A 15272-nucleotide genomic window follows, 5' to 3' on the forward strand; every position below is an offset into this window, starting at 1 on the left:
ACGCGTCGCCGTTTTCACATCCGCCGGCCGCGGCGTTACTTCGCGACGACGACCGGAATTCCCTTCAGCATCCCGGCGCCCTTCATTTCGTCGAGCGCGTGCTGCACGGCCGCGCTCGTCGCCGCGTCGATGCCGAGCTGCAGCGCGAGCTCGCGTTCCGCGCGCTTCACGCCGGCCAGGTTGCGCACCTTCACGTGGCCGAAGCCGCGCGCGCGCGCGTGCAGGTCGGCCAATTGCACGACCTGCGCCGCGTTGCCGGCGGTCATCGCGGCGAACGCACGCGTGAGCGTCGTCTCGTAGTCGTCGGCCAGCGCGCGCTCCATCTTGCGCTCGACCGTGCGGCCGAACGGATCGAGCCACGTGCCGCGCAGGCTGCGCACGCGCGCGAGCATGCCGAGCACCGGCCACATCCACTGGCCGAACACGCGCTTCCTCGGCGTGCTGCCGTCGCTCCCGGCCTTCGCGACCGTCGGCGGCGCCAGGTTGAACTTCACGCGGTACGTCTGCCCCGGCACGCCTTCGAACTGCGCTTCGAGCGCGCTGCGGAACGCGTCGTCCGTGTACAGCCGCGCGACTTCGTATTCGTCCTTCACCGCAAGCAGCCGGTAGAACGTCGTCGCGACCGCGCGCGTCAGCGCGTCGTCGCCCTTGGCGCGTGCCGCGTTCACCAGCGCCCGGTAGCGCTCGACGTAGCGCACGCCGCCGTACGCGTCGAGACGCGCTTCGCGATCGGCGATCAGTTCGGCGAGCGTCTCCGGCGCCGCGTGGGCGGCCACCGCATGGCGCGCGTTCCACAACGCATCGAGGCCCGCCGCGTCGCCGGCCGCCATCCGGCCGATCGAGAACGCGAGCTTGTTCATCGGCACCGCGACGTTGTTCAGCTCGATCGCGCGCATCATCGCGGCGAGCGACACCGGCACGAGCCCGAGCTGCCACGCATAGCCGAGCATCAGGATGTTCGCGCCGATCGAATCGCCGAGGAACTTCGCGGCGAGCGCCTGCGCGTCGCAGCTCGACAGGTAGCCGTCGCCGGCCGCGTGGCGCATCTTCTCGAGCAGCGCGTCCGCATGCAGGTTCGCGTCGGGGTTCTGCACGAATGACGCATTCGGGATCCGGTGCGTGTTGACGACGATCCGCGAACGCGCGTGACGCACCGTCTGCAGCGCCTCGGCGCTCGCGCCGACCACCATGTCGCACGCGAGCAGCACGTCGGCCTGCTGCGTGTCGATGCGCACCTGGTTCAGCCAGCGGTCGCTCGACGCGATCCGCACGAACGACAGCACCGAGCCGCCCTTCTGCGCGAAGCCCATGAAGTCGAGCACCGACGCGCTCTTGCCTTCGAGGTGCGCGGCCATGCTGATCAGCGCGCCGACCGTCACGACGCCGGTGCCGCCGACGCCCGTCACGAGCATGTCGAACGGCGCCGCGTCGAGGTGCGTCGCCGGCACCGGCAGCGCATCGACGCGCGCGGCGAGCGCGGCTTCGTCGAATGCCGCGCCGGCCGCCTTCTTCAGCGCCGCGCCTTCGACCGTCACGAAGCTCGGGCAGAAGCCGTTCACGCACGAGTAGTCCTTGTTGCACGACGACTGGTCGATGCGGCGCTTGCGGCCGAGCGGCGTCTCGAGCGGCTCGACCGACAGGCAGTTCGACTGCACGCCGCAGTCGCCGCAGCCTTCGCACACCGCGTCGTTGATGAACAGCCGCTTGTCCGGGTCGGGGAACTCGCCCTTCTTGCGGCGGCGGCGCTTCTCGGCCGCGCAGGTCTGGTCGTAGATCAGCACGGTGACGCCCGGCGTCTCGCGCAATTCGCGCTGCACCGTGTCGAGTTCGCTGCGGTGATGGAACGTCGTGCCCTTCGGGAACTGCCCGTGATGGCCGTCGTACTTCTCCGGTTCGTCGGACACGACGACGAAGCGCGACACGCCTTCCGCCTCGACCTGCCGCGCGATCTGCGGCACCGAGATGCTGCCGTCGACCGGCTGGCCGCCCGTCATCGCGACCGCGTCGTTGTAGAGGATCTTGTACGTGATGTTCGCTTTCGCGGCGACCGCCTGGCGGATCGCGAGGATGCCCGAGTGGAAGTAGGTGCCGTCGCCGAGGTTCTGGAACACATGCCTCGTGTTGGTGAACATCGCGTGCGCGGCCCAGTCGACGCCTTCGCCGCCCATCTGGATCAGGCCCGTCGTGTCGCGCTCCATCCACGACGCCATGAAGTGGCAGCCGATGCCGGCCTGCGCGATCGAGCCTTCGGGCACCTTCGTCGACGTGTTGTGCGGGCAACCCGAACAGAAGTACGGCGTGCGCTTCACCGCGTCCGCCTCGTTCGACAGGATCTGCGGCGCGACGAGATCGACGACGCGCTCGCGGCGGTCGAGCGCCGGCTTGTGGCGCGCGAGCCATTCCGCGAACACCGGCAGGATGCGCGACGGGCGCAGTTCGCCGAGTTCGGACAGCAGGCACGCGCCGGCCGCATCGTGCTTGCCGAGCACGCGCGGGCGCGCGCCGTCCGCACGGTTGTACAGGTAGTCCTTGATCTGCTGCTCGATGACCGGGCCCTTCTCCTCGATCACCAGCACTTCGGCGAGCCCGTCGACGAAGCGCTCGATGCGCGTCATTTCGAGCGGATACGACAGGCCGACCTTGTAGATCCGTACGCCGGCCGCGTCGAGATCGGCGACCGTCAGGTCGAGGCGGCGCAGCGCTTCCATCAGGTCGAGGTGCGCCTTGCCGCAGGTGACGATGCCGACGTTCGCGTGCGTGCTCGGCGCGATCCACTTGTCGATGCTGTTGGTGCGCGCGAAATGGCGGACCGCGTCGAGCTTCGCCGCGAGGCGCGCCTCGATCGTGAGGCTCGGCAGGTCGGGCCAGCGGTTGTGCAGGCCGCCCGCCGGCGGCGTGAAGCCTGCCGGCGCCGGCCAGCGCGTCTGCAACGCATCGAGGTCGACGGTGGAGCCGGACTCGACCGTTTCCGAGATCGCCTTGAAGCCGACCCACGCGCCCGAGTAGCGCGACAGCGCCCAGCCGTACAGGCCGAATTCGAGCATGTCGGCGATGTTCGACGGGTTCACGACCGGCATGTGCCACGCCATCATCGCGAAGTCGCTCTGGTGCGGCATCGACGACGACACGCAGCCGTGATCGTCGCCCGCCACCACCAGCACGCCGCCGTGCGGCGACGAGCCGTACGCGTTGCCGTGCTTCAGCGCGTCGCCCGCGCGATCGACGCCCGGGCCCTTGCCGTACCACATCGCATACACGCCCTCGACCGTGCGCTCGGGGTCGGCCTCGACCCGCTGTGTGCCGAGCACGGCCGTGCCGCCGAGTTCCTCGTTGATCGCGGGCAGGAAGCGCACGCCGCTCGTGTCGAGCAGTTTCTTCGCCTTCCACAGCTGCTGGTCGACCATGCCGAGCGGCGAGCCGCGGTAGCCGCTGACGAAGCCGGCCGTGTTGAGACCCTGTTCGGTATCGACTGTGCGCTGCATCAGCAGCAGCCGGATCAACGCCTGCGTGCCGGTCAGGAAGATCCGGCCGCGGGTGGCGGTCAGGTTGTCGGTCAGGCGGTAGTCGGACAGGGCGGGCGGGCCGTCGACGGGCAGGCGGGCGGTCATGGGGGAAGTCTCCGGATTGTGCTGTTCTGGGCCGTGCGCGGCGGGCGCCGGGGGACGCATGAGTGCGGCAGCGAATGGCTCTATTTTTTCGCGCGCGGCCGAGAATGTTTTTTCTCATCTTGCTCGGACCGGCGCACGGCGAGAAAAACTGCGCAGCTTTTTCGCGGGATTTGAGAGAGTTTTCGCGCGGCGTGCCGGCGCGTGATGGACAGGTTCGCGGCGGTCGGGCGGTCTGCCGGAAAAGGCGGCGCGTGCCGCCACGCGCGCAGCCTGGCCCGAGAATGGCGCTTGAGCCTCGTGCGGCAAGGGTTTCTGCGGCATCGGACCGTCCCCCTCACCATTGAAATGCACAGGGTTCCGATTGATTGGCGACGACGGATGTCCACAATGTCGCGCCCTTCGGCCGATCTGGCTCGCGCGCTCACCGTTCGATTGCACAGCGTTTCGAGTGGTGTCGGGAGCGGGATGTCCACATCCGGAATCGGCATGCGGAGCGCGCGGGCCGCGACACTCACCGTTGAAATTCACAGCGCGGCGAGTGGGTTGCGGCGGTGGATATCCACATCCGAAACCGCGAGTTTCGTCGGTCCTCTGCTTGCGCTCACCGTTCGAATACATGGGGGCGAGGGTGGGCTTGGAGGGCGAATATCCTCACCGAAATCCGCATGCCGTGCGACTGCCGGCTCGCACTCACCTTTGAAATACACAGGGGTTCGACTCGCTGCGGTGGCGGTTGTCCACGTTCGGATCTGCGTTGCCTCCCGGCCATTCGCACGCACTCACCGTTGAAAACCACAGCGCTTCGAGTGGTTGGCAGGGCCGGATATCCACGTCTGAACGCGCAAGCCATGCCACTGCCGACTCACGCTCACCATTGAAATACACAGGGGTTCGACTGGCTGCGGTGGCGGTTGTCCACGTTCGGATCTGCGTTGCCTCCCGGCCATTCGCACGCACTCACCGTTGAAAACCACAGCGCTTCGAGTGATCGAGCGAGGCAGATATCCACATGGACGAGCGTTCTACGATCGATAACCGACGCGCGTTTCGACGGACGCCGACGACTGGCAATCCATACCGGGAGCGGCTCATCACCCGATCAGGCGCCGATGCTCACCGTCGAAATACACAGCGCCGCGAGTCATTCCGACGGATGGATATCCACACGAAAACGCGCGTAGCCGTTGCTCGCACCTTGCGCCCGGGCCTGACAGGAACCCCGCTTCGCGTGACATATACGGTCGCACGGCCGCATCCTGACGGGCTACGCGCCGGTCGTCGACTCATGCTCACCATCGAATTGCACAGCGCGCCGAGTCGCTGGAAAAGGCGGAGATACGACGTCGAAATCCGCATGTTGCGAACCACGCGCCTGCACTCACCGTTAGAATGCACAGCCCTTCGATTGGGGGACGGAGCCGGATACCGACATCGCGGAGCCGGCCGATGATGGTCATGCACGCGCGTCATTCGGCTAGAATGCGCGTCGCCCCGAACCGCGGCAACGGCCTGAAACCCATGCCGGTACGGGCGCACCGCCAGGTCGTGGGCGACACTCACCGTTGGATTTCACAGCATTTCGCTTCGTCTTGCCGCGAGTTGTCCACAACCCGCTTCATGTCTCGCGCAGCGTCCGGCCTCCTCACCTGTGAAAACCACAGGTCGCCGAGTCGTTTCGATGCCGGATATCCACAACCGTGCTCGCGATCGAATCTTCATCTGCCGCTCGACGGACGACGCGACGCGCGACAACCCGGAAAAGCCGCAAAGGCTTGTCCGGACGGCCTCGGCGGCACACTCACCGTTCAGATGCACAGCGTTTCGACTGGCTCTGGCGGCGGGTTGTCCACATCCCATCGCCGATGCTTCATCGCGCCGGCACGCACGCCGGACGACTTTATTCCGCAATCGATCGAATGATCTTCGCCGGATTGCCGCCGACCAGCGTATTCGGCGGAACGTCCCGGGTAACGACCGCCGCGGCCGCAACGACCGCGTTCTCGCCGATCGTCACGCCGCCGATGATCGTCGCACCTGCGCCGATCCACACGTTCCGCTCGATCACGATCGGCTTCGCGACCACGCAGTCGCGCCGCCGCGAAGGCTCGACCGGATGGCCAGACGTGATCAGGCTGACGTTCGGGCCGATCATCACGTCGTCGCCGATCTCGAGTCCGCCCAGGTCGTAGAACGTGCAGTTCTGGTTGACGAACACGTTGCGCCCGAGCTTCATGCCGGTGCCGCCCGTCGCATGGAACGGCGGGATCAGCGTGAAACCGTCGTCCACCTGCGTGCCGATCAGTTCGCCGAACAATGCGCGCACGTCCACCGCATCGTCGAACGTCAGGCGGTTGAGCCGCGCGGTGATCGCCATCGCCCGTTTGACCTCGGCCACCATGGCCGCCGATTCGGGCGTTCTGCGCGGAATGATCGTGGTGCGATCGTCGTTTGCCATGCGTGACTTGTCTCCGGTGAGTGTGGGTTGCGGGATGCGTTGGCGGTCGCGGACGGGCGATTGCGTGGCTGTGCGCGGGTACCGCGGATAGGGCGGGCACATTGTGTCGTGCCGATTTCCGCGGGAATCTCCGTGAATTTTCATAACTAGTTTCTATATAACTAGTTATTTATTGAACTTCCGCTGTGCAAGGCTTTACGGGCGATTTAGTCGATTCATCGCATGCAATCGACCCGGCGCCCTGTCCCAACCTCGCGCGCTCCGGTACGCTTGGGCATCGACCCCTGCACCCCAACCCGGAGGCGCGATGAAGCTCTACTACTGGCCGAAAACCCGGGCATTCCGGGCGCTGTGGATGCTCGAGGAAATCGGCGTGGTGTACGAACTCGTGCCGATCGACCTGCGTTCGCACGAACAGGGCAGCGATGCGTTCGTGCAGGTCAACCCGATGGCCAAGCTGCCCGCGCTCGACGACGGCGGCGCGCCGTTCGCCGAATCGGGCGCCGTGCTGCTCTATCTCGCCGACCGCTGTCCGGCTGCCGGGCTCGGCGTCGCGCCCGACGATCCGCTGCGCGGCCGTTTCCTCCAGTGGATGTTCTTCACGCCGACCTGCCTCGAACCGGCAATGGCCGAGAAATTCACCGGCGCGTCGGGCAACCCCGTCGCGTTCGGCTGGGGCAACATCGCGCGCGTGCAGCGCGCCCTCGCGCAAGCGCTCGCCCATAGCCGCTGGCTCGTCGGCGAGCGCTTCACCGCCGCCGACCTGCTGCTCGCGAGCACGCTGAGGATCGCGTTCGATGCGCATCTGCTGCCGCACGAAGGCGTGCTCGGCGACTACGTCGCGCGCGCCGAGGATCGCGACGCGTTCCGTCGCGCGGTCGCGATCGAACAGCGCGAAGCGGCGCGCCTGCTGCACGCGTGACGCGCAGCGGGGCCGCGCCCCGCCGCACTCGATCACGCCTGCGCGGCCGGCCCCGGCGCCGATGCCGACGCGTCCGCGTCGATCACCACGCCCGGCGAACCGCGTTCGTCGGTGTCGTCGTCGATCGGCACGACTTCATGAAAATGCGTGTAATCGATGTGCGTGATGCCGTCCTCGTCGTGCATCAGATCGACATAGCGGTGGCGCCAGCGGATCTCGCCATGCGCCCACGCATGACGCGCCTGCATGACCTGCGCGGTCGTCTCGTCCGAGCCCTCGATCGTGATCAGCAATTGCGCGTCGCGCGCGGCGAGCGATTCGGGCGTCTCGCCGAACAGCGCGCTCGACTCGTCGATCACGTGCATCAGGTTCCAGCCGAGCAGGAAGATCGGATGCTCGTTGCGTACGAGCGGCAGGTCGTGAATCTTGCGCAGCGCGTAGCCCTCGTGCGTGCCTTCGACGCGCAGCAGCCGCAATTTCGCCTGCGCCTCGGCAATCACGTTCTGGCGGGCATTCGCGGCGCGCACCATCAGCGTCATCCGGCCGTTCAGCGGCCGCACGATCGCGTAGCGCGCGAACAGGATCTTCGCCTGCGGCCGCGAAAACCGCGCGAACACGAGCCCCGTGGCCAGCGCGATGCTCGACATCCCGACGAAGATCTCGAACGTCGCGACGAGATGCGCATACACCGTCTGCGGATGCATGTCGCCGTAGCCGACGGTCGCGAGCGTCTCGACGCTGAAGAAGAATGCGCCGCCGAAGCCGGGCGGCGCCTGGTTCGCGATCGGCTCGTGACCGAGCAGATAGAGCATCGCGAAGCCGCTGTTGAGCAGCAGGAACAGCACCGCGAGCGACAGGAAGAACACGGGCCAGCTCACCGTCAGCGCGCGGTGATAGAAGTCGCGCCAGCCGAGCGGCGGCATCCCGTACGCGACCACCGGGCGGGTGCCCGACCAGATCTTGCGGCCACGGCCGCGGGAGGCTGGGGAAGACGAATCGACGTTCATCGCGGGGCGCCGGTTGCAGGAAGGCGATGAGCGTAGCACGCGCGGCGGCGGCCGGGAATGCGGCCGGTCCGGAGCGGCGATCCGCCGCGCAACCGCAAAAAAAGCCGGCCGCACGAGCGGCCGGCTGCGTCGTCATGCAAACGCGCGCGTGGCGCGCGCCGCGCTCACTTCCGGTCGACGATCACCTGGTCGAACGTGCCGCCGTCGGCGAAATGGGTCTTCTGCGCGTTCGCCCAGCTGCCGAAGACCTGCTCGACGCTGAACGTCTTCAGCGCCTTGAACTCGGCCGCATGCTTCTTCAGCACGGCCGCGTCGCGCGGGCGCAGATGGTGCTGCGCGATGATCTCCTGCGCTTGCGGCGTGTACAGATAGTCGAGATACGCCTGCGCGACCTTGCGCGTGCCCTTCTTGTCGACCACCTTGTCGACGACCGCGACGGGCGGCTCCGCGAGGATGCTCGCCGACGGATACACGGCGTCGAACTGCGCGCCCGATGCGCCCGTGTCCATCAGCGCGACCTCGTTCTCGAACGTGACGAGCACGTCGCCGATGCCGCGCTGCGTGAACGTCGTCGTCGCGCCGCGGCCGCCCGAATCGAGCACCGGCACGTTGCGGAAGATCGCCTTCTCGAAGTCGAGCGCCTGCTGGTCGGTCGCGCCCTTCTGCTTCTGGAAGCCCCATGCGGCGAGATACGCATAGCGGCCGTTGCCCGACGTCTTCGGGTTCGCGATGATCACCTGCACGCCCGGCTTCGCGAGATCGCTCCAGTCCTTGATCGCCTTCGGGTTGCCCTTGCGCACGAGGAACACCATCGTCGTCGAGTACGGCGAGCTGTTGTCCGGGAAGCGCGCGCGCCAGTCCTTCGGCAGCAGCTGGCCGCGCTCGGCGAGCAGGTCGATGTCGTTCGGCTGGTTCATCGTCACGACGTCGGCCTGCAACCCCTGCAGCACCGACAGCGCCTGCGCGCTCGACGCGCCGTGCGACTGCTTGATCTCGACCGTCTCGCCGGTCTTCTGCTTGTAGGCGGCGGTAAAGCTCGCGTTGATGTCCTTGTACAGCTCGCGCGTCACGTCGTACGACACGTTCAGGATCGACGTGTCCGCGTGCGCGGCCGTCGCCGCCACGACCAGCGCCGCCGCCGCGCCCGTGTGCAGCCAGCGACCGATCCCCTTGATGCTTGCCATCGTGATATGCCCCGTTTCCAGTGGTGGTGAATGTGCGTGACCGCCCGCGTACGCGCTGTCATCGAAACGTAAGCGGGCATTCTAGCGGCCGGCCGCGGCGCCCCTTCCAATCAGTCGTGGAAAGCAAATCTCGAATCCTGCTAAAGGGCAGCCGGGACTCGCGCGCGCCGCCGCCCCGATGTTAAGATCGCCGCTCAGCCCACTCACGGTTCATCCATGTCCGCTCTCCTGCGCTCGCCCTCGATCCTCGCCGCCGTCGCGGCAGGTGTGCGCGCGGCCGGGCTGAAACTGAAAAAACGACGCCTCGACTGACGGGGACGTCGCGTCCCGTCAGGCGAATGCCGGACGGGATGCCCGCAGGTCGTTTCTTTCTCCTTGCACGCATGCCTCGCTCCGGCACACCGCCGGCGGAACGGTTCCTTTCCACTCCGTTTCCACCATGAGGCTTTGCATGAACACACGTTTCGAAGGTATCTGGCTGCCGATCATCACGCCGTTCCACCACGGCGAGGTCGACCATGCGGCGCTCGCGCGGCTCGCGCGCCACTATGCGGCCACGGGCATCGCGGGCTTCGTCGCGGGAGCGACGACCGGTGAAGGCGTGCTGCTCGACGCGCGCGAACAGGACGCGGTGTTCGCGACGCTGCGCGACGCGGCGGCCGGAATGCCGATTGTCGTCGGGCTGACCGCGAGCGCCACGCACTTCGCAGCCGCCCGCGCGCGCGAACTCGCGGCGCTGCGCCCCGATGGGCTGCTCGTCACGCCGCCCGTCTACGTGCGGCCGACGCAGGACGGCATCCGCCGCCATGTCGAGGCGATCGTCGACGCGGCCGACCTGCCGGTGCTCGTCTACAACATCCCGTACCGCACCGGCGTGAATGTCGAACTGGACACGCTGCAGGCGCTCGCGCGCGACTCGCGCGTCGCGGGCATCAAGGAATGCGGCGGCACGCTGGACCGGATGAGCCGGCTGGTGCACGACACGCCGCTCGCGATCCTGTCCGGGGACGACAACCAGAACTTCGCGGCGATGTGCGCGGGCGCGCACGGCGCGATCGCGAGCAGCGCGCACGTGCTGCCCGAATGGCATGTGCGGATTCACGCGTGGCTGCGCGACGGGCGGCTCGCCGATGCGCGACGCCTGTCGGTCGCGCTGCAGCCGCTCGTCGCGGCGCTGTTCGCGGAACCGAACCCGGCGCCGGTGAAGGCCGTGCTCGCCGCGCAAGGATGGTGCGAGGACGGATTGCGGCTGCCGTTCGTGCCGGCGAGCGACGGGTTGCGGGCGCGGTTGGGCAAGCTCTGTGCGGAGCTCGAGGCGATCGAGCCGGACGCCGCAGCGGCATAGGAATCACGCCGCAAGCGCCTGCTCCGTCGCACCGCGCACCGCCTGCGTCACGATCCGCGCGAGCCGCTCGACCGTCGGCGTCGCCGACGACGTGCGCCGCAGCAGGATCAGCGGCAGGCTCGGCAGCGCCGGCAGCCCGCACGACGCGGCGTCGAGCACGCGCACCGACGCCGGCAGCCCGTAATGCGAGCGCACCGTCAGCCCGAGGCCGGCCGCCGCGGCCGCCCATAGCCCGGCCAGGCTCGGCGTCGTGAACGCGACGCGCCACGGCACGCCGGCGCGGTCGAGCGCATCGGTCGCCGCACCGAAGAACCGGCACGGCCGGTCGAACACGACGAGCGGCAACGGCTCGTCCGTCCCCCGCACGGCACGACCGCCCGCTTCGCCGACACCGCCCTCCCCACGCGCCTCCGCGCCGCCATCCGGCATCCCGACAGCCCCGCCCGCCACCGCGCCGATCCATTGCATCGGCACCTGCGCGATCGCTTCGCCGTCGATCCCCGCCCGCGACACGAGCGCCGCCGACGCCGGATCGCCCCACACGAGCGCGAGATCGAGCTGGTTCGCATCGAGCCGGTCGAGCAGATCGGCATTGCGCGCCACGCGCGCCTCGATCTTCACCTTCGGATGCGCGCGCGCGAACCGCCCGAGCACGTCCGGCAGGATCGCCTCGCCGAAATCCTCCTGCAGCCCCACCCGCACCCAGCCGTCGAGTTTCACGCCGCGCACGGCCGCGGCCGCCTCGTCGTTCAGCTCGATCATCCGCCGCGCGTAGCGCAGCATCGCGTCGCCGGCGTCGGTCAGCGCGAGCCCGCGCCCGGCTTTCACGAACAGCGGCGTGCCGGCCTGCTCCTCGAGCTTGCGAATCTGCGCACTCACCGCCGACGACGAGCGTGCGACGCGATCCGCCGCCTTCGCGAAACTGCCGAGATCCACACCCGCGACGAGGCTGCGCAGCGCCGCGACGTCGAAGTTGGGCCGCGCCAGCGCGGCGTCGGCCCCCGCGAGCGGCTCGCCGCCGTCGCGTGGAATGTCTTGTTCGGGCATCTCAATCATCCTGATTTATCGAACGATTCATCAAAAACTTTCCGATTTTCAGGATGAATGTAGGCCGCCAGACTATGGGCGTCAACTTCGAATCGGGCTTGCCGTCATGGATACCTCGTATATCGCTTCCCCCGCTTCGCCTGCCCGCGACGTGCGCGGGCCGGCTCATCGCTGGCGCGTGCTGGCCGCCGGTGTCGCCGCGAACATGAGCTTTTCGGCCGCCGCGGCCGGCATTCCGACCACGGCCGTGTGGATGCGCTCGGCCTATCACCTCGACAACGGCGCGCTCGGCCTCGTGCTCGGCGCGCTCGGCTTCGGCGTCGCGCTGTCCGAGCTGCCGTGGGGGATCGCCGCCGACCGCTTCGGCGATCGCCGCGTGCTGCTGACCGGGCTCGTCGCGACGGCCGCGATGCTCGCGCTGATGATGGGCACGATCGCCCCGACCGCGCACGCGGTGCCGCCGCTGATGCGGGTCGTCGCGGCCATGGGCTGCGTCGGCCTGCTCGGCGGCAGCGTGAACGGGTCGAGCGGGCGCGCGGTGATGCGCTGGTTCGGCGAGCGCGAACGCGGGCTCGCGATGAGCATCCGGCAGACGGCCGTGCCGCTCGGCGGCGGCCTCGGGGCGGCGCTGCTGCCGTCGCTCGCGTCGCATGCCGGCTTCGCCGCGGTATTCGGTGCGCTGATGCTGCTGTGCGCGGGATCGGCCGCGCTCACCTGGCGCTGGCTGCACGAGCCGCCCGCCGTGCCGGCCGCGGCGCACGTCGCCACGCCGCTCGCCCTGCCACGGTCGCAGCCCGCCGGCCACGCGCGCAACCCGCTCGTGAGCGGCCCCGTGTGGCGCATCGTGCTCGGCATCGGCCTGCTGTGCGCGCCGCAGTTCGCGGTGCTCACGTTCGCGACGGTGTTCCTGCACGACTTCGGCCGGCTCGGCCTCGCCGGCATCAGCGCGGCGATGGTCGCGCTGCAACTCGGCGCGATGGTGATGCGCGTCTGGAGCGGCCGCCATACCGACCGGCACGGCAACCGGCGCGCGTACCTGCGCGGTTCCGTGTTCGTCGCGGCCGGATCGTTCACGCTGCTCGCGGCCGCGACGGCCGGCAGCCCGCATGTGCCGCTCGCCGCGATCGTCGCGATTCTCGTGTTCGCCGGCGTCTGCGTATCGGCATGGCACGGCGTCGCGTACACCGAGCTCGCGACGCTCGCGGGTGCGAACCACGCGGGCACCGCGCTCGGGATGGCCAACACGGTCGTCTACCTCGGGCTGTTCGCGACGCCGCTCGCGATTCCGCCGCTGCTCGCCGCGAGTTCCTGGAGCGTGGTGTGGCTCGCCGCGGCGTTAATCGCCGCCTCGACCTACCCGCTGTTTGCGCGATGACGGGCGCGCGCGGCGGCCGACGGCGTCGAGCGCGGCCGCCGTTGCGCGACGCGCTCAGAACTTGTACACGGCCGACAGCATCGCCGAACGGCCGTCGCCGAACTCGACCGCCGACGATCGCGATTCGCTGCCCGACACCTGCCGCACGCGTTCGACGTACGCGCGATCGAACAGATTGTCGACGTTCAGCTGGATACGCAGCCGGCGGCTTACGTCATAGCTCGCCATCAGGTTGTGCACCCAGTACGCACCGAGCTTGCCGTCGCCCTGCGACGTCACGTTGCGCCGGCCGACGAAGTGCGAACCGTAGCCGACCGTCCAGCCCGCCGGCAACCGATAGGTCGTCCACACGTTGAACGCGTGCCGCGGCGTGTTGCCGAGCGCCTGCCCGTCGCGCCGCGGCGACGACGGCGAGCTGAGCGTCACGCTCGCGAGATACGTGTAGTTCGCGAACACGTCCCAGCGCGGCGTCACCTTGCCGGCGGCACCGAGCTCGACACCGCGCACGCGTTGCCGGCCCACGAGCGCATAGCTGCCGTCCGCCATTCGTTCGCGCGCGTTCTTCTTTTCGGTCTGGAACAGCGCGCCGTTCAGCGCGATGCCCGCGAGTCCTTCCCATTTCGCACCGAATTCGAAGCTCTCGTTTTTCTCGGGCGCGAGCGCGCCGGTCGCCGCGCTCACGCCGGAGCCGGTGGTCACGAGGAATTCGGCGGACGGGTTGAACGACGTGCCGTATGCGAAGTACGCGCGACCGTTGTCGGTCGGCTTGAACACGAGCCCCGCGCGCGTGCTCAGATGCCGATCGGCCGTATCCGCGCGCTCGGTGGGCTTGCCGGCCGCGGCGCCTTCCGACCGGCCGTCGATCCAGTCGTGCCGCAGCCCGACGTCGATGTCCCAGTGGCGGCCGACCGAGATCGTGTCGAACGCGTACAGTGCTTTCACGACCAGCGCTGTGTCGTTGCGCGCGCTGTCCTGGCGGTGCGCCGGGCCGCGCCACACGCCGGGCGGCGCGGCGAGCGCGAAGCCGTCGGCCGGGTAGAAGCGGTTGAGTCCGTACGAATAGGTCGTGCGGCCGTACGTCTCGCGCGAGATCTCGAAGCCCGCGACCAGCGTATGTCCGATGCCGAACGTCGAAAACGCGCCGGTGACGTTCGTCTGGTTCGCCCACATCGCGGTCGACGCATCGCGGCCATAGCCCTGCGGCCCGGCCGGCTGGTAGCGCCCCGGCGGCAGGCCCTGCAAGTTCACGTGCGACGCCGAAATCACCGTGTCGCGATTCAGGTGCGCATAGCGGCTCAGGTTCTGCACCTTCAGGCCGGACGACACGTCGTGTTCGGCCTTCACGGTGAACGTATCCGACGTGATGCGCTCGCGGTCGAGGTTGCGCCAGCCGAAATAGCGGTCGCGCGGCACGCCGGCCAGCACCTGGCCGTTGTGCGCCGGCAGCCCGTAGTCGGGCAGGTTGTTGTCGTACTGGTGAAAATAGCCGAGCGTGACGCGCGTCGGCGTGCCGAGACCGAACGCGAGCGACGGCGCGATGCCCCAGCGCCGCTTGCGGATGTCGTCGCGGCCGGGCACGTCGTTGACGTGCGCCATCGCATTCAGGCGGAACGCCGCGCGGCCGTCGGTGCCGGGCAGCGGCCGGTTCGCATCGAGCGTCACGCGGCGGTAGTCCGACGTGCCGAGCATCGTGCCGGCCTCGGTGAACGCGCCGGCCTTCGGCGTCTTGCTGACCAGGTTCACCGAGCCGCCCGTCGTGCCGGCGCCGCCGAACACCGAATTCGGCCCCTTGATCACCTCGACCGCCTCGACGTTGAACAGGTCGCTGCGATTGTTCTGCGCGCTGTCGCGCAGCCCGTCGAGCTGCAGGTTCGCGTTCGCGCCGAAACCGCGGATATTGAACATGTCGCCCGACCCGCCGCCGCCCTCGCCGGCGTTGAACGTGATGCCCGCGACGTTCGACAGCGCCTCGCGCAAGCTCAGCGCCTGCTGTTCGTCGAGCACCGCGCGCGGCACGACGGTGATCGTCTGCGGCACGTCGAGCAGCGGCGTCGCATATTTGGCGGAGCCCGATCGGTCGACGCGCGAACCGGCATCGCGCGCGCCGTGCACGACGATCGGGTCCAGTTGCGGTGCGTGGCGCGACTCGCCTTCCTCCGCGCAGGCCGGCGCGGCCGCACAGGTCATCATCGCGAACGCGACGGATGCGGTCGCGCGGCGCGGCGGCGTCGCGCTCGACTGGATGCAACGGCTCATGTTCACTCCACTCCATTGATGATAATGATTCTCATTCAATAGAATTGAGTGCGACATGGCAATTGGACACGTC

General features: G+C 68.7%; 9 protein-coding genes. 3 read left to right on the plus strand and 6 right to left on the minus strand.

Going from position 1 to position 15272, the window contains the following annotated elements; translation table 11 throughout:
• Nucleotides 1-35 precede the first annotated feature (35 nt).
• The gene (locus CFB81_RS15155) at nt 36-3608 is read right to left on the minus strand and encodes an indolepyruvate ferredoxin oxidoreductase family protein (RefSeq protein WP_089435706.1); all 3573 of its coding nucleotides are present in this window, start codon (nt 3606-3608) and stop codon (nt 36-38) included.
• A gap of 1897 nt (nt 3609-5505) precedes the next feature.
• Nucleotides 5506-6063 (minus strand): DapH/DapD/GlmU-related protein, encoded by a 558-nt coding sequence (locus tag CFB81_RS15170; RefSeq protein ID WP_069620167.1) that lies wholly within the window; start codon nt 6061-6063, stop codon nt 5506-5508.
• A 307-nt stretch (nt 6064-6370) separates the two neighbouring features.
• Here CFB81_RS15170 and CFB81_RS15175 point away from each other — a divergent pair, with 307 nt between their 5' ends.
• Nucleotides 6371-6985 (plus strand): glutathione S-transferase family protein, encoded by a 615-nt coding sequence (locus CFB81_RS15175; protein ID WP_069620166.1) that lies wholly within the window; start codon nt 6371-6373, stop codon nt 6983-6985.
• Nucleotides 6986-7017: 32 nt separating this feature from the next.
• On the opposite strand, the gene CFB81_RS15180 is transcribed toward CFB81_RS15175, so the two are convergent.
• Together CFB81_RS15180 and CFB81_RS15185 are read right to left on the minus strand one after the other, a co-directional pair.
• Nucleotides 7018-7992 carry an ion channel gene (locus tag CFB81_RS15180; RefSeq protein ID WP_089435707.1) on the minus strand — a complete coding sequence of 325 codons (975 nt, stop codon included), beginning with the start codon at nt 7990-7992 and terminating at the stop codon, nt 7018-7020.
• A gap of 164 nt (nt 7993-8156) precedes the next feature.
• Nucleotides 8157-9176 (minus strand): sulfate ABC transporter substrate-binding protein, encoded by a 1020-nt coding sequence (locus tag CFB81_RS15185; RefSeq protein ID WP_069620164.1) that lies wholly within the window; start codon nt 9174-9176, stop codon nt 8157-8159.
• A 451-nt stretch (nt 9177-9627) separates the two neighbouring features.
• On the opposite strand from CFB81_RS15185, the gene dapA reads away from it, so the two are divergent.
• Complete coding sequence (gene dapA / locus CFB81_RS15195; protein WP_089435708.1) at nt 9628-10521, plus strand: 4-hydroxy-tetrahydrodipicolinate synthase; 894 nt, start codon at nt 9628-9630, stop codon at nt 10519-10521.
• Nucleotides 10522-10524: 3 nt separating this feature from the next.
• Here dapA and CFB81_RS15200 read toward each other — a convergent pair whose 3' ends face one another.
• Nucleotides 10525-11568 carry a LysR substrate-binding domain-containing protein gene (locus tag CFB81_RS15200; protein WP_069620162.1) on the minus strand — a complete coding sequence of 348 codons (1044 nt, stop codon included), beginning with the start codon at nt 11566-11568 and terminating at the stop codon, nt 10525-10527.
• A 106-nt stretch (nt 11569-11674) separates the two neighbouring features.
• Here CFB81_RS15200 and CFB81_RS15205 point away from each other — a divergent pair, with 106 nt between their 5' ends.
• On the plus strand, nt 11675-12943 hold the full coding sequence (locus CFB81_RS15205; RefSeq protein WP_089435709.1) for an MFS transporter: 1269 nt from the start codon (nt 11675-11677) through the stop codon (nt 12941-12943).
• A gap of 54 nt (nt 12944-12997) precedes the next feature.
• On the opposite strand, the gene CFB81_RS15210 is transcribed toward CFB81_RS15205, so the two are convergent.
• On the minus strand, nt 12998-15199 hold the full coding sequence (locus CFB81_RS15210) for a TonB-dependent siderophore receptor (protein ID WP_089435710.1): 2202 nt from the start codon (nt 15197-15199) through the stop codon (nt 12998-13000).
• Nucleotides 15200-15272: the final 73 nt, after the last annotated feature.

It is taken from the genome of Burkholderia sp. AU28863, assembly GCF_002223195.1.
Lineage (GTDB): Bacteria > Pseudomonadota > Gammaproteobacteria > Burkholderiales > Burkholderiaceae > Burkholderia > Burkholderia sola.

Excerpts from the sequence above, each read along its gene's own strand:
- dapA (WP_089435708.1), top strand. The coding sequence starts at position 9,628 with ATGAACACACGTTTCGAAGGTATCTGGCTGCCGATCATCACGCCGTTC.
- CFB81_RS15175 (WP_069620166.1), top strand. The coding sequence starts at position 6,371 with ATGAAGCTCTACTACTGGCCGAAAACCCGGGCATTCCGGGCGCTGTGG.
- CFB81_RS15205 (WP_089435709.1), top strand. The coding sequence starts at position 11,675 with ATGGATACCTCGTATATCGCTTCCCCCGCTTCGCCTGCCCGCGACGTG.
- CFB81_RS15200 (WP_069620162.1), bottom strand. The coding sequence starts at position 11,568 with ATGCCCGAACAAGACATTCCACGCGACGGCGGCGAGCCGCTCGCGGGG.
- CFB81_RS15210 (WP_089435710.1), bottom strand. The coding sequence starts at position 15,199 with ATGAGCCGTTGCATCCAGTCGAGCGCGACGCCGCCGCGCCGCGCGACC.
- CFB81_RS15170 (WP_069620167.1), bottom strand. The coding sequence starts at position 6,063 with ATGGCAAACGACGATCGCACCACGATCATTCCGCGCAGAACGCCCGAA.
- CFB81_RS15185 (WP_069620164.1), bottom strand. The coding sequence starts at position 9,176 with ATGGCAAGCATCAAGGGGATCGGTCGCTGGCTGCACACGGGCGCGGCG.
- CFB81_RS15155 (WP_089435706.1), bottom strand. The coding sequence starts at position 3,608 with ATGACCGCCCGCCTGCCCGTCGACGGCCCGCCCGCCCTGTCCGACTAC.
- CFB81_RS15180 (WP_089435707.1), bottom strand. The coding sequence starts at position 7,992 with ATGAACGTCGATTCGTCTTCCCCAGCCTCCCGCGGCCGTGGCCGCAAG.